Source organism: Leucobacter japonicus, from assembly GCF_001273855.1.
In the GTDB taxonomy this organism is placed as follows: Bacteria; Actinomycetota; Actinomycetes; order Actinomycetales; family Microbacteriaceae; genus Leucobacter; species Leucobacter japonicus.
Genome location: NZ_JHBX01000079.1, coordinates 104,357 through 125,228, shown reverse-complemented (window position 1 = coordinate 125,228; position 20,872 = coordinate 104,357). Strand labels below are relative to the sequence as shown.

The following is a 20,872-nucleotide window of genomic DNA, read 5'->3' as shown; positions in this document are numbered from 1 at the left end:
GTCAGCCGGCGAGAGCGAGATGCAAGATGGGGTACGGTTTCCCTTCCCCGTCGACGTCGCTGCGACCCACCTGCGTGAACCCCTGGCTCAGATAGAACGCCGTCGCGCCCGGGTTCTGCTCGTTCACGTCGACCGCGGTGACGCCGTGCTGAGTGATCGACTCCGCAAGCAGCGCGCTGCCGATCCCCTGGCCTCGGCACTCATCGGCGACGAAGAGCATCTCGAGGTTGCCGTCGAGCACTCCGGCGAAACCCACCGCCTGCCCGTCACGCTCTGCGACGAGCAGCGTGACGGCGGGAAAGTACGCGGTTGCCAGGTTGCCTTCAATGCTCGCGAAGTCGGACTCGGCGAGAAAGTCGTGCGTCGCGCGAACGGCGCTGCGCCAGATCTCGACGAGCCGCGGGTACTCGACCGAGCCGTGGCACGGACGAATGATCAGGGGTGAGGGGTGCGAAGACATGTCGGTGCAAGTGTAGGCCGACCGGCCGATCCCGCTCAGGGAATCGGCACCCCGCGATCCTGCCCCACCCGCTTCATGACTAGGGTCGATTGCAGCCGCTGCACTCCCGGCAGCCCGGTGAGCACAGTGTCGTAGAGCGACTGATACGCGGCGAGGTCGGTGGTGAGCACGCGCAGGATGTAGTCGGGCTCCCCGAAGAGCCGCTGCACCTCGACGACGCTCGGGATCTCGACGACCGCCGCCTCGAACGCCGTGATGACGTCGATGGAGGTGACGCCGATGGTGACGAAGATCACCGCCTCGAACCCCAAGCCGACCACCTCCGGCGACACCACGGCGCGATAGCGCTCGATGGCGCCGGATCGCTCCAACTCTTTCACCCGGCGGTGGCACGACGAGAGGCTCAGGCCGACCTGCTCGGCGAGCTCTGTGGCGCTCACCCGCCCCGATTCTTGCAGTCGTGACAGAATCTCGCGATCCAACGCATCCATGCGGATGATTCTTGCAGATTGCCGCGCAAACGACTCAGAAAACGGAAGCACATTTCCGCGAGAACGCCGTAATCTCTGAGCGTCGAAGGAGGACGGTGCCATGGATTGGACGCTGGCGGGGCAGTTCTGGATCATCGCCGCGGCGCTCGCCGTCACCCCGGGGCCCGATTGGGCGTTCGTGATCTCGGCAGGCGCCCGGCGGCAGCACCCCGCACCCGCGGTACTCGGGCTGCTCAGCGGCTACGTGCTCGTCATCGGCGTTGTGGTCGTCGGAGCCGGCGCCGTCGCCACGGCCTTTCCGCTCGCACTCACGGCACTCACCGTGGCGGGCGGCGCCTTCCTCGTCTACCTCGGCGTCACCACCCTCATGCGCCCGGCCGCTCCGCTCGACGTGACCGGGGAGCCGCTGCACACCGGTGGCTTGCAGCAGTACTTCCGCGGCGCCGGCGTGAGCGGCATCAATCCCAAGGGCGTCATGCTGCTGCTCGCCCTACTGCCGCAGTTCACCGGGCCGGGCGGCGCGTGGCCGCAGCCGATGCAGATGCTCGCGCTGGGCGGACTCCACTTGCTCAACTGCGCGGTCGTCTACACCGTCGTCGCAACGGTGTCGGGTCGAGTGCTCGGCGGGCGGCCACGGGCGGGCTCGATCGTGAGCCGCATCACCGGCGTCATGATGATCGGCGTGGGCCTGCTGCTGCTCGCCGAGCAGATCGCGCCACTGATCTGAGCGCGCACGGCGGCGGCTCGTAAGCTGAGGGGGTGACCGATTCGCCTCCCGCATCGCCGGCCGTCGCGCCGCTGCCGAGCGCTGTCGCCTGGCGCGATGCGCTGCGCAGCGGTGAAATCTCGGCGCACGATGCCGTCACCGAGGTGCTGCACCGCGCAGAGCGCGGCTCTGACCTGGGCGCGTTCGTCTCCCTCGACCGCGACCTCGCGCTCGAGCACGCCTCGGCGGCCGACGCGCACTTCGCGAGCCTCGCTCCCGCCGAACGCGCGCACGCGCTCCCCCGCCTGCACGGCCTCCCGACCGCGTTCAAAGACCTCACCGAGGTCACCGGGTTCGTCACGACCCGCGGCAGCGCAGCGCTGCCGCACGCTCGTGCGGACGACGACGCCCCGGGAGTCGCGGTGCTGCGGCGGGCGGGCGCGATCCCGATCGGCAAGACCCAGGTGCCCGAACTCGGGCTCACCGGCTACTCCGAGAACGCCGTCGCAGCCCCGGCCCGCAACCCGCTCGACCCCGAGCGCACCGCGGGCGGCTCGTCGGGCGGCAGTGCGGCGGCGGTCGCCGCGAGCATGCTGCCGGTGGCGCCGGGAAGTGATGGGGGCGGATCGATCCGCATCCCCGCGCTCGCCTGCGGCCTCGTCGGGCTGAAACCGGGCCTGGGCGCGGTGCCGAGCGACCTCGTCGGTGGCACTCCGGCCGATCGCAGCCTGCACGACGAGTTCGGCGCCCCGCGCCTCGCCGTGACCGGCCCCCTCGCGCGCGACGCGGCCGACGCAGCCCTGCTCTTCGACGCGCAGCGCGGTGCAACGGGCGAGCCGGCACTGGCGGCGGTGCGCGCTGTGGGCAGCGTGACCGACCTGCACATCGGCGCGAGCACGGCCTCGCCGTTCGCCCCGGTCTACCCCATCGTGCTTTCAGCGGAGGCTCAGCAGGCGTTCACCTCGGCGATCGCGCAGCTGTCTGCGCGGGGTCACGAGGTCGAAGACGCCGCCTTCACCTACGACCCCGGGTATCCCGACGCGTTCACCACCTCGTGGACGGCGGGGCTCTCACGGCTGCGGCTCGACGACGCGGCGGTGGATCGCCTCATGCCCCTCACCCGCACGTTCCGCGAGCGGGCACTCGCCCGAGGCGACGACACGCATCGTGCTGCGGGATCACGCCTGCGCGAGTTCGCCTCCGACGTTCGGGCGCAGTGGGGCGCCTACGACGCCGTACTCACCCCCGGGCTCGCGATGCTGCCGCCGCGCATCGGCGCGTTCACCGCGCAAGACGCCGACGGCGACTACCGCTTGCAGTGCGAGTGGGCGCCGTACACGTCGATGGTCAACGTGTCGGGGCTGCCCGCGGTGGCGGTGCCGATCGTGCGGCTGCCGTCTGGCCACTCGATGGGGGTGCAGCTCATCGGGCGCACCGGATCAGAGGCGCTGCTGCTGCAGTTGGCAGCGCAGCTCATGGAGCGGTAGCGGTCGCCGTGTCAGCGAGCGAGGGGTGACTCTGACGCCACGACCTCGCGAGTCATCGGGATCGCACCCATGATGTGCGGGAAGCCGTCGTGCCATTCCACGTCGATACCGGCTGCGGCGAGCGCGTCGAGCCGAATCGCGATGTCGAGCAGCGGCAGCGAGAGGTCGGCGTAGCGCGCTGCCAGCACCTGCGGCACCTGCTCGGCGGTTGCGGCGTGGATGAACCCGGCATCGTCGAGGTGCGTGCCCCGCGTCGCCACCTCGTACTCGCCGAAGCCGCGGCTCATCTCCCAGTCGTCTGCGATCGCGATGTGGTGAATCAGGTCGGTCATCTTCTCGACTCCTCGCTAATGAAACGGTTTCGTAGCATTCACGAGTAGACTACTCCTATGGAGTCAAAACGCGGGCGACCCACCGCCGCCGACAGCGCCGAGCGCACAGCGCGTGTCGCCGCCGTCGTAACCCGCCTACTCACCAGCAATGGCTTCGACGCATTGACCTTCGACCGGGTCGCGGTGGAGGCTCGCGTGGCCAAGCGCACGCTCTACCGCAACTACGTCGACCGTGGTGGGCTGGTGCGCGCGGCGGTGCGGCGACTGCACGACGCGGCGCAGACGTCGGGGCCGGGTGATCCGACACGCACCCCGCAACCGCTGCGCGAGTACGCGACCACTCTCGTCACGACCCTGCTGAGCGACGAGGCGATCGGCGTGCACCGCGCAGTGATCGCTGCGGCGAGTCGATACCCGGAGGTCGCCGCAGCGTTCTACACCGAAGGGCCGCAGCGGTCGATCGACGAGCTGGCCGCGCTGCTCACGTCGATGCCGAACGCGACTCTGGGCTCGAGCGACCAGCCGGCGAGACCAACGGCCGAGCTGCTCTTCGCCGCGCTCACCGGCGAAGCGCACCGACGGCGCCTGCTCGGCCTGAACGAGGCACCCGACGGCCCCGCGATTGCACGGCACGTCGACAGCGCACTGGCAGCCCTGAATCTGTCGCAGCGAGGGGCCGCTTCTGCCCCGCACGTCACGGTGAATCGGCATGGACAACGACAGCGATGGATTCAACCCCCCTCGAACATCGCGTAGTATTTAAAATACAATATACGCGCCGTCTTCTTCTCTCCTGTCTTTCTGCTGCCCCCACGACCCACGCGTCGCTCAGCACTCCCGGAGTCGCAGGCGCGCGTCACCTGTTTGAGGAAGGCAGCCATGCGCACGAAGAGACACACCAACCGCCCACGGAACGCGGCCCTCGGCCTCGCGCTTCTCAGCGCAATCGGCGTCGCGAGCCTGGGAGGTGCGACCGCGGCCACCGCCGAGCCGCTCGACTTCTGGGTCGCCAGCGGATGCGTCGGTGTCATTTCTGACACGTCAGATGGAGGCACCGAAAACTACTTCGCGATGTCTGAGCTCGAATACCTGCCGGGGCACGAATGCCGAGTGGTCGTCACCGATGCCGAGAGCGGGAACGAGGTCGCAGATGTGACGATGTCGGGTACACCGACAGTCGTGTTCCTCCCCGATGCCGGCGATTACACCGTCACCTTCGCCGATGTGACGTGGGACAACGAGTTCGAGGCAACCATCTCACTGACCGACGCGCTCGCCCCGGCGACCGATGAGTTCACCTCCGGCACAGACTGCCGAATCGGGGACAGTCGCCGCTCACTGAGCGTTCCCACGAGCACGGGCGAGGAGTCGATGGATATCGTGTGGACCATCGCTACACCGCAGCCTGCGTGCGAAGAGCAGCTGTCGCCCGATGTCGCCGTCAAATCGACGACTCCCGTTGCGATCAAAAGTGATCGAAACGCCGCTCTCTCGATCGCCACGACCCTCACTGCAGCACCCGGCTCCGTGGACTACCTCATCAACGTTGTGAACCCCTCGCTCGTCCCGCTGAACGTCACGGTCGGGGAATCCTCACAGGCCCTCGTGCCCCATTGCCCCGATCGCGTCATCGCACCAGGCGGGGAGATGGAGTGCACCGCGCAGTACTCGTTCACGGACACCGATGACGTTTCTGGCACCGTTCGACACGTGTTCCAGGCCTCTGGCATCGACTCCGATATCACGGGCCGCATTGGAGCAACGGATTTGACTGCGACTGCGGCGACAGACGCCGTGGTGACACCGGTGACACCGCATCCACGCCTCGATGGACGCTCAACCGAAGCAACGGTCGGAGTGGCCCACGCATACACGTACTCCGTCACTGGAGGCGGTGACGTCGTGCACGCTGCCGGCGCATTGCCACCGGGGCTCTCACTGAGCTCGTCAGGAGACCTGAGTGGAATTCCCACCGAAGCCGGCACGTTCTCATTCACGCTGCAGACGACCAATGAGCGCGGATCGCATACCCTGTCAGACACGCTGACGGTTCAGCCCCCCGCTTCACTGACACCACCAGCCCCAGCGACACCAGAACCGAAGTTAGGTACCATCCATCCGGAGTCTCTCGCTGCAACGGGAGCCCGGACCATGTGGTTGGTTCCCGCAGCAGGCGCGCTTCTTGCGGTGGGTGCGACGTTCCTGTTCATGCAGTTCGCTCGGAGAAGCGCCACCACCGGAACGAGGTAATTCGCTTCCGCGAACGGAGCAAGCCGGGATGCCGTTTACCCAGCAATGGAGCGGACGCGCAGTTCGCGCATAGCTTGCGCATTGCATCGGCGCGCACACTCGAATCATGACCCGCCCAGCGATCCCGGATTCCGCGGCAGAAACCGACCGCACCGCCCCTTCCCTCTCGACTCCCGCGCCCCCCACCGCGGCATTCGAGCGCGCGGTCGATCGGTCTCGTCTCGGCGAAACGTTCGCGGGCACCCCCACGAGCCGCCGGCGCTGGCTTTCCCCGTTGCGCGCCGGCGTCGCGGCTCTCGGCATCGCCATCCTCGCCTTCGGCGGCGGATTCGGCACCGCGTATGCGGTCAACGCGGCCAGCGCGCCTCCCCAGCCGCCGGCCGTGCAGCTCGAGATGCCCGAGGGCCTCATGGGATCGCCGGGCGGGTCATCCACCGACAGCTAAACGACGTCGAGCGGATCCCCCATCAGCTCGCGTGCACGCTCGAGCAGCGCAATGGTCTGAACCGTGCGGTCGAGGGGTCGAAGTGGCGACTCGGTGAGCCCGGCGTCGAGGCAGCGCGCCACTTCAAGCGCTTCCCAGAACAGCTGCGTGTGCGCGAGCGGCTCCTCGTGCCACCGCAGCACTTCGCCGTCGTGGAAGCGCACCTCGACCGGACCGGGCTGGTAGAACGGCGCATCGAGCACGAGGGTCGCCTCGGTTCCCGCGATATAGGCGGTGGTCGGCGTATCCGCGAGCATGGAGGCGCTCACGGTGGCGAGGCGATCCTGCGCGTCACCGAGCAGCGCGTGGAACTCACCGACGGCCCCCGGCGCCGAAACCCCGGGCACGACCTGGCGCCGGCCATGAGCCGCACGTACTTCGAGCCCCGGAATGATCTCGTTCGCGAACATCAGCGTGTACGAGCCGATGTCGTTCATGACGCCGCCGCCCTGAGCCGGGTCCATGGCGCGGTGGTGGTCGACGAGCCGCTCGCCGAGGTTGGCGTGCACCTCGACGATCTCGCCGAGCAGCCCGGACTCGAGCACTTGGCGCACGACTGAGAAGCGCGGCAGTGCGAGCGTCCAGACGGCTTCCATGGCGAAGACATTGCGGGATCGCGCGAGCTCGACGAGCCGCTCGACATCGGCGAGACGCGGCGCCATCGGCTTCTCCACGAGCACGGGCTTGCCTGCCTCGATCGCGAGACTCGCGTGCGCGACGTGGTCGAGGTGCCCGGTCGCGACGTAGACGGCGTCGACATCGCTCGCCACGAGCTCCTCGTACGAGCCGTAGGCGTGCGCGATGCCGTACTGGTCGGCGAACTGCTGGGCGCGGTCGAGGGTGCGCGATCCGACCGCCACGACCTGCTGCGCGGTCGACGCCTGCAGCGCCTCGACGAACTTCGACGCGATCCATCCGGTGCCCAGGATCGCCCAGCGCTTCGGGGCGACCGCAAGCGGGTCGGGCACGTTCGGCTGCGGCAGCACGCGCGCTTTCGCGCCGCTCACGCCCCGGCCTCCACACGCACGAATGCGCCGCCCGAGTGCATGGAGGCGACCGCGGCCGCGGCGACGCGGGTCGCCTGAGCGCCGTCTTCGACCGTCGCAAGCGTGGGCGCGCGACCCTCGTTCAGCGCCGTCACCCACTCCTGCAGCTCGAGGCGGTACGCCTCGGCGTAGCGCGGGCGGAAGTCGACCGGGATGCCGGTACTCGCCGCCAGGTTCGAGTAGGACTGCACACGATGCGGTTCGGTAATCGAGACCGCGCCGGTCTCGCACAGCACCTCGGAGCGCATGTCGTAGCCGTAGCGCGCATTCAGCGAGTTCTCGACGGTCGACAGCGCGCCGTCGGCGGTACGCAGCAGCAGGAAGAACGGCTCGCGCAACCCCCCGCTCGTCGAGCTCGGGGTCTCGGGCGCGTGCCACGACACCTCGGTGACGGGCGAACCGAGCAGCCACGGCACGATGTCGAGGTCGTGGATCGCCGAGTTGTAGATGACGGTCTCGTCGGTGGCACCGGGGCCGGTGGTGACCCCGCGGCCGATCGAGTGCACCATGACCGGGCGGCCGTGCACGCCCGAGTCGACCTCGCGCTTCTGCTCGACGTACCCCGGATCGAAGCGGCGCATGAAGCCCTGGTGCACCAGCGGCGTGCCCTCGCCCACGGCGGCACGGTGCGCGGCGATGACGCGATCCGCGTCTTCGACCGAATACGACAGGGGCTTCTCGCACAGCGTCGGCTTGCCCGCCGCGATGCACGCGAGGGTCTGCTCGGCGTGCAAGAAATCGGGCGACGCGATAAGAACGGCCTCGACCTCGTCGGCGGTGATCAGTTCGAGCGGGTCGGTGTACGCGACCGCGCCCGGGATCGCCGCGACGACGGCCCCCGCGCGCTCGGCATCGGGATCGGCGACGGCCACGACGGTCGCCCCCGAAACCTGCTCGTGCAGCAGTTGCGCATGGAAGGCGCCCATCACGCCCGTGCCGATGATGCCGATCTTCATGGTGCTCCTCTGGTGTTCTTGCCGTACGTGAAAAGTAGCGTTACTGGTCGTAGGCGCCGGGCACGTTCTGATCCCAGTCGATGATCGACCCGGTGACGACGCCGCTGCGCGAGCTGAGCAGGAAGACGATCGCGTCGGCGATCTCGTCGGGCTGGCCGAGCTTGCCCATCGGCTGCGCGGCCTCCGCCTGCTCGAGCCAGGTGCTGTCGGCATCGTGGAACGTCTGCTGCGTCACGGCCTCGCCGGGCGTCGCCGTCCACCCGATGTTGAGCCCGTTGATGCGAATGCGGTCGAAGCGGTGTGCGAACGCCGCGTTCTTGGTGAGGCCCGCGAGCCCCGCCTTCGACGCGACGTAGGGCGCCAGGTACGGCTGCCCGCCGTGCATCGACATCGAGATGACGTTGAGGATCGTGCCCGGCGACTTGCGGCTGCGCATGTCGGCCACCGCGCCCTGCATCGTCATGAACGGCACCGTGATGTTGAGGTGCAGGTGCTCGTCGAGCAGCTCGCGGGTGGTGTCGAGCAGGGTGCCGCGACTGGTGGCGCCGGCCGCGTTGACGAGGCTGTCGATGCGCCCGAAGCGCCCGATCGTGTCGGCAACGGCGCGCTCGGCCTCACCGGGCACGCTCAGGTCAGCGATGATCGCGATCGCCTCGAAGCCCGGGGTGCCGGCGGCCGCGCCCTCAGCGCGGATCGCTGCGAGCGCCACCTCCGCCTTCTCGGCGCTGCGACCGACGATCGCGATGCCCGTCGCGCCCTCGCGCGCGGCGGCCTCGGCTACGGCGCGGCCGAGGCCCTGCGTGCCGCCGGTGACGAGCAGGATGGTGTCTGCGAGCAACTGCTGCATGGTGGGGTCTCCCTCTGGTGTCTCAGTGTCGGCTAGTCAGTCGGTGAGCCGACCGGGCCGCAGCGGCAGACCCGTCGCGGTGTAGATCTCGTCGATGAGCGCCATCGTGCGGCGCGAGCGAGCGATGCCTGCAGCGCCACGCTCGCCACTGCGCACGGCGGCGCGGATGCGCTGCAATTGGTAGGTGTACGACGAGACCGAGCCGAGTGCTTCAACCCGCTCTTCAACGCCCGCACCGGTCGTGGTGCGCACGATGAGCCGCCCGTCTTCCTGAGGTTTCACGAAGTTTGGCAGCACCACTTCACCGAGGCTGCCAGTGACGCGCAGGCCGAAGTTCCAATCCGACTCCATGCTCGTGCGAATCGTGGCCGGCACACCGCCGAGTCGCAGCTCAGCCACGACCGTGGCATCGAGACGAGCATCGGGTGCGTACGGCTGCACATGCGCGGTTTCGAGGGTCAGTTCGGCCCCGGCCGGCAGCCCGGCACCACCAGGCGCATCATCACCCACGGCATCACCGAGCAGCAGCAGCGCGTGAATCGCGTAGCAGCCAAGATCCATGAGCGTGCCGCCGGCGAGGTCGAAGTTCCACCTGGGGTCGTCGGCTCCCGGGTCGGGCATTTCCATGTGCACGTCGATGGCCCGCACCTCGCCGATCGCACCCGATCGCACCAGGTCGATCAGACGGTGCACGCCCGGGTGATCGGCGTAGTGGAAGGCCTCCCACGCCCAGCCGGTCGAATGCTCGAGCCGGGCAGCGACGCGATCGAATTCGGCGAGGTTTGCGGCGAACGGCTTCTCGACGAGCACATTGCGCCCGGCGTCGAGCGCACGCGCGGTCCACTCGGCGTGCAGCCCGTTGGGCAGGCCGACGTAGATCAGGTCGAGACTGTCGTCGGCGATGACCTGCTCGTACGTCTCGGCCGCGGCGGTGAATCCCTTCTCACGGGCGTACTGCCGAGCACGCTCGGGATCCCGAGCAGCGACGACCGCCAGCTCATCACCCGTCTCGGCAGCCGCCTCGATGATCGAGAGATCGGCAATGCGCGATGCGCCGAGCGCCCCGATGCGCAGCGCCCGATGCGGGGCGTGCTCCGCCTGAGCGGTCACGCCGACGCCCCCTCGTCCTCACCGAACGCGGCGCGCACGAACGCGACGCTGCGGCGCGCATTGTCGAGCGCGCGAGTCGCATCGTCGTCGTTCTCAACGACCGTGTCTTGCTCAAGCACGTACCAGCCGTCGTAACCGGCACCTTGCAGGGCCGCGAGAATCTCGCCGATGCGCGCATCGCCGGCGCCGAGCGCCTGGTACATGCCCTGGCGTACGCCCTCGCGGTAATCGATCTCGCCGGCGCGCACGCGCGCCGCGATGCTCAGATTCACATCCTTCAGGTGCGCGTGCACGATGCGCGGCGCGTGCTGCTGCACGAACACGACCGGATCGCCACCGCCGAGCGTGTAGTGGCCGGTGTCGAGGCAGAGCCCGATGCGCGAGCCCGCGACCACGCGCTCCACGGCCTCCGGCGCTTCGACCACGGTGCCGAGGTGCGGGTGCAGCGTCGCGACGACACCGACCGAGGCGGCCGCGTCGAGCGCGCGGTCGAGATTCGCGAGCAGCGTCTGCCACTCGGCATCACTCAGCTCGGCCGCACCGTCGTATCCCTCGTTACCGGTGACTGCTGAGAGCACCAGCGTGGATGCCCCGGCAGCGACGTACGCCTCGAGTTCTCGCTCGATGGCGGGCAGCGGATCCTGCGCGGCGTCATGCAGCACGACCGGGAAGAACCCGCCCACGGCCGCGAGCCCCGCGTCGGCCAAGGCCTCGGCCCGCTCGGCGGGCGTATCGGGCAGGAAGCCCTCGGGGCCGAACTCGGTCGCCGTGATGCCGAGCGACACCATCTCGCCGAGCACGCGTTCGCGCCCCAGCTGCAGGCCCCAGTTCGGAACCTCGATGACACCCCAGCTGATCGGGGCGGATGCGATGCGTGCGGTCATGGGCGACTCCTTCGTCGATTCAGGTGAGGGTGTTCGAGGTGATCTGGCGCGTACGGCTCAGGCGCCGGCTGCGGTGGTGCCTGCGACGGGTGCGCTGGTCTCCCAGGCGCGCGACTCGGCCGAGCGCTCGGCCGCGGTGACGACCTGCGCCGCCGACAGCGCGTCTTGGATGTTCGAGTTCAGCGCCTCGCGGCCGAGCACGGCCTGCAAGAACTTCTTGGCCTCGATGACCTTGAGGTCGTCGTAACCCATCGAAGTGCCGGAACCGGGCTGGAAGCGACCGAAGTCGCCCATGCCGGGGCGCGCCATGATGCGGGTGTAGCCCTGGTTCTCGGCGCCGAGGCCGCCCGAGAGGTGCAGCTCGTTCATGCGCTCGAAGTCCCAGTGCGCCGAGCCCTCGGTGCCGTAGACCTCGATGCCGTAGCTGGCGCGCGGGCCCACCGAGACGCGCGAGGCTTCGAGCGTGCCGACGGCGCCGGCCGCAGCCGCGTCGCCTGAGAGACGCACGAGCATGCCGGCGTAGTCCTCGTTCTCGACCGGCTTCATCACGCCGTCCTCGATCACCGCGAAGTGCGTGCCGGTGCCCATGGGCAGTTCGGGGCGCTCGGTGTACACCGTCGACGTGACCGCACTGACCTCGCCGATCGGGCCGAGCGTGTACTGCACCAGGTCGACGAGGTGACCCATGAGGTCGCCGAGCACGCCGTTTCCGGCGAGGCCGCGCACGAAGCGCCACGAGAGTGCGCCGCGGGGGTCAGACGAGTAATCGGCGAACATTTGGCCGCGAACGTTCGTGATGCGGCCGAGCTTGCCCTCGAGCACCAGCTCGCGGAGGTACTCGATGGCAGGTGCGTGGCGGTAGTTGAAGCCGATCGAGCTGACGACGCCCGCGGCGGCTGCGGCCTCGGCGACCTCGCGGGTCTCGTGCTCGCCGCGGCCGACGGGCTTCTCGATCCAGAAGTGCTTGCCGGCCTTCGCCGCCGCGATGCCGATCTCGGCGTGCAAGAAGTTGGGGGCGCAGATCGACACCACGTCGACCTCGGGGTCGTTCAACACCTCGTGGTAGTCGGCCGAGGCGCGCTCGTAGCCGAGCACCTGTACGGCCTCTTCGGCGCGGGCGGGCGCCGGATCGGCGGCGTGCACCAGACGCGGCTTGATGCCCAGGTCGGCGTACGCGTACTTCAGGTTGGCGTACGCGCGGCTGTGCAGCTGGCCCATCCACCCGACGCTGATGAGGCCGACGCCGATTTCGGTCGTGCCGTCTGCAAGAGTCCGCATAGTCGTTCGCTTCCGTCTTCATGGTGCTGAGCACCGTTGCTCGATGTCTGATGTGTTGCTCGGAAGAGCCGCCATCTCGGTTCCGTCCGGAAACCCGGTCGGAACCTCTACGAAATGGACCGGTCCAAATTGTACGTACATGGATGAACAGATGTCAATGCGGCGCGCGGCCGATCCTGCGCCCGCGCAGCGCGAACACCAGCAGGCCGAGCCCCGCAAGCACGAGGGTGCCGACCGGCAGCCATGCCGCACCGAACCCGGCGAGGAGGCCGGCGCCAGCGAGCGAGCCGATGAAGCTGCCGAGGTTCGCGGTGCCCGACGGCATCGACGAGGCGAGACGCGGGAAGCGCCGCAGCTCTTCGAGGAACAGCACCTGAGCGGCCGGGCTGCCGCCACCCAGCAGCACTCCGATGAGCAGCACGCCCGCGGCCGCCCCGAACGCACCGATCCCGGGCACCAGCAGCAAGGCTCCACCGGCGACGCCGATCAGCGCCACGGCGAGGAAGGTGGGGGCGGCCGCGCGATCCGCCACCCACCCGGCCCCGAAGTTGCCGAGGTTCATGCCGACACCGAACGCCAGCATTGCGAGCGCGGGAGTCAGGATCACCCGATCGCCCTGCACCTCGGCGACAACCGGTGCGATGTACGTCACCACGGCGAAACCGCCCGACGCGACGAGCACCGCCGCGGTCGCGGTGAGCCACAGCCGGCGACCGCCGAATCGTCGCCCGCCCACCGAAGCGCCCGATCCACCCGCGGCCAGCGGCGTCGGCGCGAGCGGCACGATCAGCAGCGCGATCACCGGCACCGCGAACAGCACGGCGCACGCCCCGATCACGAGTCGCCACGACGCGAACTCGCCGAACGCCGTCAGCACGGGCACCCCGAGCAGGTTGGCCACCGCGAGCCCACCGTGCACAATCGCGGCGCCCCGCCCGTACTTCTGCGATCCGAGCAGGTGCGCCGTCGCCATCGCCCCCACACCGATGAAGCTCGCGTGGGTGAGCGCAGCGAGAAAGCGCAGCACCAGCGCAATGCCGAGTGACGGGGCGAGGGCGGTGAGCACGGTCCAGAGCAGCATGCTGCCGGCGCAGGCGAGCAGCGCACCGCGCTCCGAGAGTCGCCGAATGAGCAGCGGAGTCACCAGCATGCCGATGACCACGCCGAGTGCGTACGCCGACGCGAGCCCGCCGGTCGCCGCGAGCGCCGCATCCGGGTGCGCGGCGAATGTCTCGGGCAGCAGGTCGCCTGCTATGCGCGGCAACAGACCCATCACGATGAATTCGCTGACACCGATCCCGAACCCGCCACACACCAGCGCGGCGATCATTACTGCGGCCCCGATACGACCGGGCCCGTTCACACTGCTCGCGTGCACACGCACCTCCTCTCATTTTGAGTTACCGCACGCGACCGCCCAAACAGCGAACGGGCGCCCGACCCAGAAGGTCGAGCGCCCGTTCGCTGTGGTGCTGTGCAGCGCGCGATGCGGCTCAGCGGCGCTTGCCGCCGTCAACCTCGTCGTCTTCGTCATCCTCGTACTCGCCGGGGATCACGCTGACGGCTTCCGTGACGCTCACCCGGCCGACTCCGGCTGCGGAGTCTTCCTGGATCTCGTCGCGGATGGTGCGCACGGTGTCGGTCGAGGTGCCGACGTTGCGCAGCTCGTGCACGAGCTGCTCGAGCTCGGCGCCACCGGCCATCAGGCCGGTCAGCTCTTCGAGCGTGATGTCCGACTTCTCGTGGTAGCCGATGCTCTGGCCGCGCTTCAGCAGCAGGAATCGGTCACCGACCGGGTACGCGTGGTGCGGGTTGTGCGTGATGAAGATCACGCCGAGACCGCGGTCGCGGGCCTGGATGATGTAGCGGAGCACGACACCCGACTGCTTCACGCCGAGGGCGGCGGTCGGCTCGTCGAGAATCAGCACCTTCGCACCGAAGTACACCGCGCGAGCAATGGCGACGCACTGTCGCTCACCACCCGAGAGGGTGCCGATCGGCTGGTCGACATCGCGCAGGTCGATGCCCATGTCGAGCAGCTCCTGCTTCGCCGTCTTCCGCATGAAGTCGACGTCGAGGCGCTTGAACGGCCCCCACCCCTTCGTCTGTTCGGAACCGAGGAAGAAGTTGCGCCACACCGGCATGAGTGGTGCGACCGCGAGATCCTGGTACACCGTGGCGATGCCTCGGTTCAGGGCCTCGCGCGGCGAGTTGAACTTCACCGGGTCGCCCTCGACGAGGTACTCACCGGCGGTGTGCTGGTGCAGGCCGGCGATGATCTTGATGAGCGTGGACTTGCCGGCGCCGTTGTCGCCGAGCACGCACATGACCTCGCCCGAGCCCACCTTGAGGCTGACATCGCGCAGGGCGATGATGTTGCCGTATCGCTTCTCGGCGTCACGGAGCTCGACGAGCGGGCCCGTCACCTGCGACGGCGCTACTGCCGTCTCGGTTGCTGTGGCGTTCACTTTTTCCCTCCTCGGGCGGCTCGACGCTGCAGGGTGAAGTTCAGCACGGTCGCGCCCAGAAGCATCGCACCGAGGAAGAACTTCAGCCAGTCAGGGTTCCACTCGGCGTAGACGACGCCCTTGAGCGCCATGCCGTAGATGAGGGCGCCGATCGCGCCGCCGATCGCGGAACCGTAGCCGCCGGTCATGAGGCAGCCGCCGACGACGGCCGCGATGATGTAGAGGAACTCGTTGCCGATGCCCTCACCCGACTGCACCGTCTTGAAGGCGAAGAGCTGGTGCATGCCCAGCAGCCACGCGCAGAAGCTGACGCCCATGTACAGGCCGATCTTCGTCTTCACGACGGGCACACCCACGGCGCGAGCCGCGTCGGGAGCACCGCCCGAGGAGAAGATCCAGTTGCCGACCTTGGTGCGCTGCAGAATCCAGGTCGCGATGAGCACGAGGATGATCCAGTAGAACACCGTGATCTTGACGTTGACGCCGAAGACCGGAATGTCTGAGGCGAAGACCGCCTCTGCCGAGGCGAACCCGGGCCACTCGGCGATCGACGGGGCGGCGACGCCGCCCGTCAATGCGCGAGTGACACCGAGGTTCAGACCCGTCAGCATGAAGAAGGTCGCCAGAGTGATGATGAAGCTCGAGAGCTTCGTCTTCGTCAACAGCCACCCGTTCAGCAGACCGACCAACAGCGAGAACACGAGGCCGACGATTGCACCGACCCAGACGTTCCCACCGAACCAGTACATGAACAGGGACGAGGAGAGCGCCGCCGAAATGACGCCGACACCGGCCGACAGGTCGACCTCGCCGCCGATCATCAGGAGCGAGACGCCCACGGCCATGATGCCGACCGTCGACGCGCCATACAGGATCGTCGCGATCGAGCTGGGCTGGGTGAACTGCGGGGCGACGACGGCGAACATGATCGCAAGGACCAGTGCGGCTGCGGTGGCGCCCGCCTCGGGCTTGGTGAAGAACCTGGTGAACAGGTTGCCCGAGGCGATGCGCTCGTCGAGTTTAGGAGCTGTTGCTGTACTCATGGATACGACCTTCCGGTTCGACCCTTTCGTTACTCTGCGGCCTCGTCGTCGCCGCCCTCGAACTGGGCTGCGACGCTCGATGCGTTGTCTGCGTTGACGACGGTCGGTCCGGTCAGCACGGCCTGGCCGCCACCGAGCACGTAACCGCCCTCCTTGTAGAGGCGCACTGCCTCGACCGAGGAGTAGCCCTGCACGAACGGCTGCTGGTCGATACCGAAGAGGATCGTGCCATCGTTGATGCCCTTGTAGACGTCAGCGTTCAGGTCGGTCGTGGCGAGCGTTGCGGTTGATCCCGCATCCTTGATCGAATCCATCGCGGTCATCGCGAAGGGAGCCCCGAGGGTCAGCACGGCGTCGATGTCCTTGTTGGTCTGCAGCTTCGACGTGATGGTCGACGCAACGTTCGTCATGTCGGTGCCCTGCACGTACAGCACCTCGGAGGTGCCCTCAAAGGTGTCGGCGAGGCCCTCGCAGCGAGCTTCGAGGCCGACGTGGCCCTGCTCCTGGATGACGCAGATGGCCTTCTTCAGACCCGCCTCGTTGAACTGCTCGCCCGCGGCCTGACCGGCGATGAACTCGTTCTGGCCGAAGTGCGCCAGCACACCCAGGTCCTTGTAGTCGTTCTCGCCGGCGTTGATGCTGAACACCGGAATGCCCGCGTCGACCGCCTTCTTGACCTCGCCGGCCATGGCGTCTGCCTTGGCGAGCGTGACCACGATGCCGTCGACCTTCTGGTCGACGGCCTGCTGCACGAGCTGCGCCTGGCGAGCTCCGTCAGGATCCGAGCTGTAGAGCAGCTCGACGTTGTTGCGCTCTGCCGCATTCTCGGCGCCGGCGCGGATCGTGTCCCAGAAGGTGTCGCCGGGAGCCGCGTGGGTGATGAGGGCGACCTTGATCTCGTCCTCTTCCACACCGCCGCCGCCGCCCGCTGCGCCGCCGCCCGCTCCTGCCGGCGATCCGCAGGCTGCGAGCATGAGGGCGCCCGCCGCTGCGATACCGGCAAGTCCGAACTTCGACCAACGCCCGAAACGTGATTTCAACATAGTTTCACTCCATCGTGTTATTGAACTAATGTCGTTACAAAGCTGATGCTTTGCGATTACAGTACCGTAACTTCCGCATTCAAGCATCACTTACGGTAAAGGTTGGATAACGACCTGCGAGGGTTTCCCCCACAGCCTCCGCCGCCATCCGCACCGTGGCGCGCAGTGCGGCCGCGGAAAATCCAGAGGTGTGCGGGCTCAGCAGCACGTCGGTGCGCCCGGCGAGCGGGTGATCCCGCACCGGCTCATCCGAGAACACATCGAGCCCCACCCCGCCGAGCACACCGGCTTCGAGCGCCTCGACCAGCGTCTCGGTCGACACCAGGTCGGCGCGAGCGCAATTGACGAGTACCAGACCCGGCTTCGCGGTGCGCAGGATCGCCGGAGGCAACAGTTCCCCGCCGCCACCCGGCAGGTGCAGCGTCAGTGCATCCGCGCGGCGCACGGCCTCCTCGAGCGAGACGTTCTCGGCGTCCTCAGCCGTCACGAACGGGTCGTGCACCACGATCTCCATACCGAACGCGCGACCGAATCCCGCGATGATGCGACCGATGCGACCGTAGCCGAGGATCGCGAGCGTGAGTCCGTGCAGATCGCCGGCGGGCGGCACCGGCTCGCAACCCCACTCGTTCGCCGAAACATAGCGATGCGATTCACCGAGGCCCTTCACGAGCGAAGCGATCATCGCGAACGCCCCCTCGGCGACCGCGCGACTGTTGCTGCCCGGGGTGATCGCGACCGGAATGCCGCGCTCGTGCGCAGCGGCGACATCGACGTGGTCGACCCCGACGCCGGTGCGGGCGATCACCCGCAACTTCGGCATGCGGTCGAGCGCTGCACGGTCGAGCCGATACGCGGCGCGAACGATGGCCCCCTCGGCAACGGCCAGGTCGCCCGCCGAAGGGTCGGGCACGAAGATGGCGTCGTCGGGCAGATACGGCACCACGTGCTCGGGCGCCACCGGGCCCAGCGCGACGACGACGGGGCGTTGAGCGTCGGCCCGACCGGCCGCGCTCGCACTCGCACTCGCACTCGCACTCCCGCTCACGAGGTCGCCTCGCGATCCACCCCGAGTCCGTTCGGGATCGCTCCGCGCACCGTCGCCGCGAGCAGCGTCGCATCCGAACCGATGGCCACGAAGCCGAACCCGCGGGCGAGGTACGCCTCGGCGCCGGCCCGGTCGTTCGTCAATATGCCGGCGACCTTGCCGTGCGTGCGGCAGGCGGCGATCACCGCGTCGAGCGCATCCTGGAACACCGGGGCGTCGTACTGGCGCGGCACGCCGAGTGCGTAGCTCAGATCCTGCGGCCCGATGAAGAGCACGTCGGCGCCGTCGAGCGCCGCGATCGCGTCGAGCTCGCGCATCGCCCCCGCGGTCTCGATCTGCACGACCCCGACCGCGCGATTGTTCGCCGCGTCGATGGCGCCGAAGTCGCGGCCCCAGCGGGCGGCGCGGTTGTAGCTCGCCACCCCGCGGTCTCCCTCGGGCGGGTAGAGCCGGTGCCGCAGGGCGTCTGCCGCCTCGGCGGCGCTCGAGATGCGGGGCAGCATGACGCCGGCCGCGCCAGCGTCGAGTACCCGGCCGATGCGAATGCGATCCGGCTGCTCGATGCGCACCAGCGTCGCGACGCCGTACCCGCCCGCCGCCGCCGCGATCGCGCCGACCTGATGCTCGTCGCCGCCCCCGTGCTCGAGGTCGACGAGCAGCCAGTCGAGACCGGCCGACGCGCACACCTCGGCCGCGGTCACCGAGCCGAGCCCGATGAATGTGCCGACCGTTGGCTCACCGGCGAGAAAGCGCTCGCGCAGCGCCCAGCCGGGGGCGAGCGGGCTCGATCCTGCGCCGCTCTGCTTGCCGCTCAGCTGCGCCCCGCTCATCCGTGCCACCGCTGTTCGGCCAGACCCGCACCGTACTCGACGAGCTTCTCAGACGTATCGACGTGCTCCCAGACCTCGGCGGGCGAGACATCCCACCACACCTCCGACGACGGCAGGTCGGCGTGCGGAATCGTGGGCACGACGATCACGACCGGGCCGCGCACCCCGCGCGTCTCGTCGAGCGCGGCGCGCACCGCGGCGGGCGTCTCGGCCGTGCGCACCTCGGCGCCGAGACCCGCGGCGATCTGCGCGAGGTCGATGCGCAGGTAGTCGCCCTCGAGGCGGCCCGCGTCGGCACCGGCGAGCGATCCGCCCGCCTCTCGGTAGCGGAACTCGTTGCCGAAATGCTCGCCCGTGCGCCACATCTGCAGGCGGCGGATCACCTGGTAGCCGTGATTCTCGGAGATGACGACCGTGAAGGGAATGCCCTCTTGCGCAGCCGTCACGATCTCGGTCGGCATCATGACGAACGTGCCGTCGCCGATGAAGGCGGTCACCCGATGCTCGGGATCGGTGTCGGCGAGGCGCACGCCCATCGCGGCGGGCAGTTCGTAGCCCATGCACGAGAACCCGAATTCGAGGTGCGCGTGGCGCCCGTCGGTCGCATCCCAGACCTTCTGCAGATCACCGGGAGGGCCGCCGGCCGCCGCGACGATCGTGTCGCCGGGGCGCGCGTGCTGTTGCAGCAGGCCGATGAGCTGCCCCTGCGTGAGCGTCGCGCCGGTGTCGGGCAGCTCGGGGTGCTCCTCGCGCGGAAAGCGCGAGTCGGCGTCGAGCGCCGCATCGCGCACCGGCAGCCAGGCGTCGCGCGCGGCGACCACGTCGGCACCCCAGGCCTCGGGCACCCGGTACCCGTCGAGCGCTGCGGCAAGCGCCTCGAGCGCGAGCTTCGCGTCGGCGATCACCGCGGTGGCGCCCTGCTTCACGGCGTCGTGCTCGACGACGTTGATCGACGCGAAGCGCACGTCGGGGTTCGCGAAGATCGACTGCGAGGCAGTGGCAAAATCGGTGAGGCGCGTGCCCACGTGCACGATGAGGTCGGCGCGCTCGGCCAGGCGGTTGGTGGTGGGGGATCCCTCGAGCCCGATGCCGAACACGCTCCAGGGGCCGTCAGCCTGCACCGCGCCCTTGCCCGCGAATGTCTCGCTGATGGGCAGGTGCGTCTGCTCACCGAGCCCGGTGAGCACGGCGGTCGCGTCGGAGTAGTGCACGCCGCCGCCCGCGATGATCAACGGGCGCTCAGCACTGCGGATCAGTTCGGCGACCCGCGCGACCTCGGCGGCGTCGGGCACCCGGCGACGGATCACCCAGTCGCGCTCCGCGAAGAACTCCACGGGGTAGTCGTACGCGTGCGACTGCACATCCTGCGGCAGCGCGAGCACGACGGCACCCGTCTCTTCAGGGTTCGCCAGCACGCGAAACGCCTGCGGCAGCGCCGTGAGCAACTGCTCGGGTCGGGTGATGCGATCGAAGAAGCGCGAGACGGGGCGGAACGTGTCGTTTGCGGTCACGTCGGGGGTACCGGGCAGATCGAGTTGCTGCAGCACCGGGCCCTGTCGACGGGTCGCGTACGTGTCGCCCGGCAGCAGGAGCAACGGAATGCGGTTCACCGTCGCGAGCGCCGCGGCGGTGACCAGGTTCGTGGCGCCCGGGCCGACCGACGCCGTGACCGCGAGCGTGCGGCGACGCTTCGACGCCTTCGCGAAACCGGTGGCGATATGGCCGAGCGCCTGCTCGTTGCGGCCCTGCACGAACGGCAGGCGATCCGCGTGCTCGGCGAGCGCCTGGCCGAGGCCCGCGACGTTGCCGTGGCCGAAGATGCCGAGCGCGGCGGGCACGAAGCGCTCGCGCACGCCATCAGCGACGGAGTACTGCGCGGCGATGTATCGCACGATTGCCTGCGCGACCGTAAGCCGGACGGTCTGACCGGAGGTTCCCTGGACCATGTGTGCTGCTCCTTTGCGAGCTGAGGTGCGGTGATGCGGTGAGTGAATGAGCGGCGCGGTGTCGCGCGTGGTGGTGCGGGTGCCGGGTTGGGGGTTCGGCGGGGGCTGCTCGGCAGATACCGGGCCGTCGCGGGTGATGCGGTGCGGCGGCCCCGATCCCGCG

General features: G+C 68.9%; 21 protein-coding genes. 5 read left to right on the top strand and 16 right to left on the bottom strand.

The features are described from left to right. Position 1: 1 nt before the first annotated feature. Complete coding sequence (locus tag AMS67_RS03315; RefSeq protein WP_053386088.1) at positions 2-460, bottom strand: GNAT family N-acetyltransferase; 459 nt, start codon at positions 458-460, stop codon at positions 2-4. A gap of 35 nt (positions 461-495) precedes the next feature. Further along, positions 496-951 (bottom strand): Lrp/AsnC family transcriptional regulator, encoded by a 456-nt coding sequence (locus tag AMS67_RS03310; RefSeq protein ID WP_053386087.1) that lies wholly within the window; start codon positions 949-951, stop codon positions 496-498. Positions 952-1,051: 100 nt separating this feature from the next. Here AMS67_RS03310 and AMS67_RS03305 point away from each other — a divergent pair, with 100 nt between their 5' ends. Together AMS67_RS03305 and AMS67_RS03300 are read left to right on the top strand one after the other, a co-directional pair. Continuing rightward, complete coding sequence (locus AMS67_RS03305) at positions 1,052-1,678, top strand: LysE family translocator (RefSeq protein WP_053386086.1); 627 nt, start codon at positions 1,052-1,054, stop codon at positions 1,676-1,678. A gap of 32 nt (positions 1,679-1,710) precedes the next feature. Beyond that, positions 1,711-3,144 (top strand): amidase, encoded by a 1,434-nt coding sequence (locus tag AMS67_RS03300; protein ID WP_075201205.1) that lies wholly within the window; start codon positions 1,711-1,713, stop codon positions 3,142-3,144. Positions 3,145-3,155: 11 nt separating this feature from the next. Here the strand turns inward: AMS67_RS03300 and AMS67_RS03295 are convergent, their stop codons facing one another. Continuing rightward, positions 3,156-3,476, bottom strand: a complete 321-nt coding sequence (locus tag AMS67_RS03295; protein WP_053386085.1) for a DUF952 domain-containing protein — start codon at positions 3,474-3,476, stop codon at positions 3,156-3,158. Positions 3,477-3,533: 57 nt separating this feature from the next. On the opposite strand from AMS67_RS03295, the gene AMS67_RS03290 reads away from it, so the two are divergent. The 3 genes from AMS67_RS03290 to AMS67_RS03280 all read left to right on the top strand — a co-directional run bounded on the left by AMS67_RS03290 (position 3,534) and on the right by AMS67_RS03280 (position 6,171). Continuing rightward, positions 3,534-4,232: a TetR/AcrR family transcriptional regulator C-terminal domain-containing protein gene (locus tag AMS67_RS03290; protein WP_053386084.1), complete on the top strand. Its 699-nt coding sequence runs from the start codon at positions 3,534-3,536 to the stop codon at positions 4,230-4,232. A gap of 123 nt (positions 4,233-4,355) precedes the next feature. Further along, entirely contained in the window at positions 4,356-5,726 is a 1,371-nt protein-coding gene (locus tag AMS67_RS03285; protein WP_053386083.1) for a putative Ig domain-containing protein, read from the top strand. Positions 5,727-5,832: 106 nt separating this feature from the next. Next, on the top strand, positions 5,833-6,171 hold the full coding sequence (locus tag AMS67_RS03280) for a hypothetical protein (RefSeq protein ID WP_053386082.1): 339 nt from the start codon (positions 5,833-5,835) through the stop codon (positions 6,169-6,171). Here AMS67_RS03280 and AMS67_RS03275 read toward each other — a convergent pair. From AMS67_RS03275 to iolD, 13 genes are all read right to left on the bottom strand, one after another. After that, positions 6,168-7,217, bottom strand: a complete 1,050-nt coding sequence (locus AMS67_RS03275; RefSeq protein ID WP_241487973.1) for a Gfo/Idh/MocA family protein — start codon at positions 7,215-7,217, stop codon at positions 6,168-6,170. The two genes, AMS67_RS03280 and AMS67_RS03275, sit on opposite strands and share 4 nt — an antisense overlap. Next, entirely contained in the window at positions 7,214-8,212 is a 999-nt protein-coding gene (locus tag AMS67_RS03270; protein ID WP_053386081.1) for a Gfo/Idh/MocA family protein, read from the bottom strand. The genes AMS67_RS03275 and AMS67_RS03270 overlap by 4 nt, the downstream gene beginning before the upstream one ends. A gap of 40 nt (positions 8,213-8,252) precedes the next feature. Further along, the gene (locus AMS67_RS03265; RefSeq protein WP_053351491.1) at positions 8,253-9,059 is read right to left on the bottom strand and encodes an SDR family oxidoreductase; all 807 of its coding nucleotides are present in this window, start codon (positions 9,057-9,059) and stop codon (positions 8,253-8,255) included. A 36-nt stretch (positions 9,060-9,095) separates the two neighbouring features. Continuing rightward, positions 9,096-10,169, bottom strand: a complete 1,074-nt coding sequence (locus AMS67_RS03260; RefSeq protein WP_241487972.1) for a Gfo/Idh/MocA family protein — start codon at positions 10,167-10,169, stop codon at positions 9,096-9,098. Next, a complete protein-coding gene (locus AMS67_RS03255; protein ID WP_053386080.1) occupies positions 10,166-11,053 on the bottom strand; it encodes a sugar phosphate isomerase/epimerase family protein in 888 nt (295 codons plus the stop codon). Before AMS67_RS03255 ends, AMS67_RS03260 begins: the two co-directional genes overlap by 4 nt. Positions 11,054-11,110: 57 nt before the next feature. Then, positions 11,111-12,331, bottom strand: a complete 1,221-nt coding sequence (locus tag AMS67_RS03250; RefSeq protein ID WP_053386079.1) for a Gfo/Idh/MocA family protein — start codon at positions 12,329-12,331, stop codon at positions 11,111-11,113. A 154-nt stretch (positions 12,332-12,485) separates the two neighbouring features. Next, complete coding sequence (locus AMS67_RS03245; protein WP_241487971.1) at positions 12,486-13,709, bottom strand: MFS transporter; 1,224 nt, start codon at positions 13,707-13,709, stop codon at positions 12,486-12,488. A 115-nt stretch (positions 13,710-13,824) separates the two neighbouring features. After that, the gene (locus AMS67_RS03240) at positions 13,825-14,799 is read right to left on the bottom strand and encodes an ATP-binding cassette domain-containing protein (RefSeq protein ID WP_053386078.1); all 975 of its coding nucleotides are present in this window, start codon (positions 14,797-14,799) and stop codon (positions 13,825-13,827) included. Then, the gene (locus AMS67_RS03235; RefSeq protein WP_053386077.1) at positions 14,796-15,842 is read right to left on the bottom strand and encodes an ABC transporter permease; all 1,047 of its coding nucleotides are present in this window, start codon (positions 15,840-15,842) and stop codon (positions 14,796-14,798) included. The genes AMS67_RS03240 and AMS67_RS03235 overlap by 4 nt, the downstream gene beginning before the upstream one ends. A 29-nt stretch (positions 15,843-15,871) precedes the next feature. Beyond that, complete coding sequence (locus AMS67_RS03230) at positions 15,872-16,885, bottom strand: sugar ABC transporter substrate-binding protein (protein WP_053386076.1); 1,014 nt, start codon at positions 16,883-16,885, stop codon at positions 15,872-15,874. A 79-nt stretch (positions 16,886-16,964) separates the two neighbouring features. Then, complete coding sequence (locus AMS67_RS03225) at positions 16,965-17,933, bottom strand: 2-hydroxyacid dehydrogenase (protein ID WP_082305252.1); 969 nt, start codon at positions 17,931-17,933, stop codon at positions 16,965-16,967. Further along, positions 17,930-18,763, bottom strand: a complete 834-nt coding sequence (locus AMS67_RS03220) for an HpcH/HpaI aldolase family protein (protein WP_053386075.1) — start codon at positions 18,761-18,763, stop codon at positions 17,930-17,932. The genes AMS67_RS03225 and AMS67_RS03220 overlap by 4 nt, the downstream gene beginning before the upstream one ends. Next, positions 18,760-20,709, bottom strand: coding sequence for a 3D-(3,5/4)-trihydroxycyclohexane-1,2-dione acylhydrolase (decyclizing) (gene iolD, locus AMS67_RS03215; RefSeq protein ID WP_053386074.1), 1,950 nt, complete (start codon positions 20,707-20,709; stop codon positions 18,760-18,762). The genes AMS67_RS03220 and iolD overlap by 4 nt, the downstream gene beginning before the upstream one ends. Between the last annotated feature and the right edge of the window lie 163 nt (positions 20,710-20,872).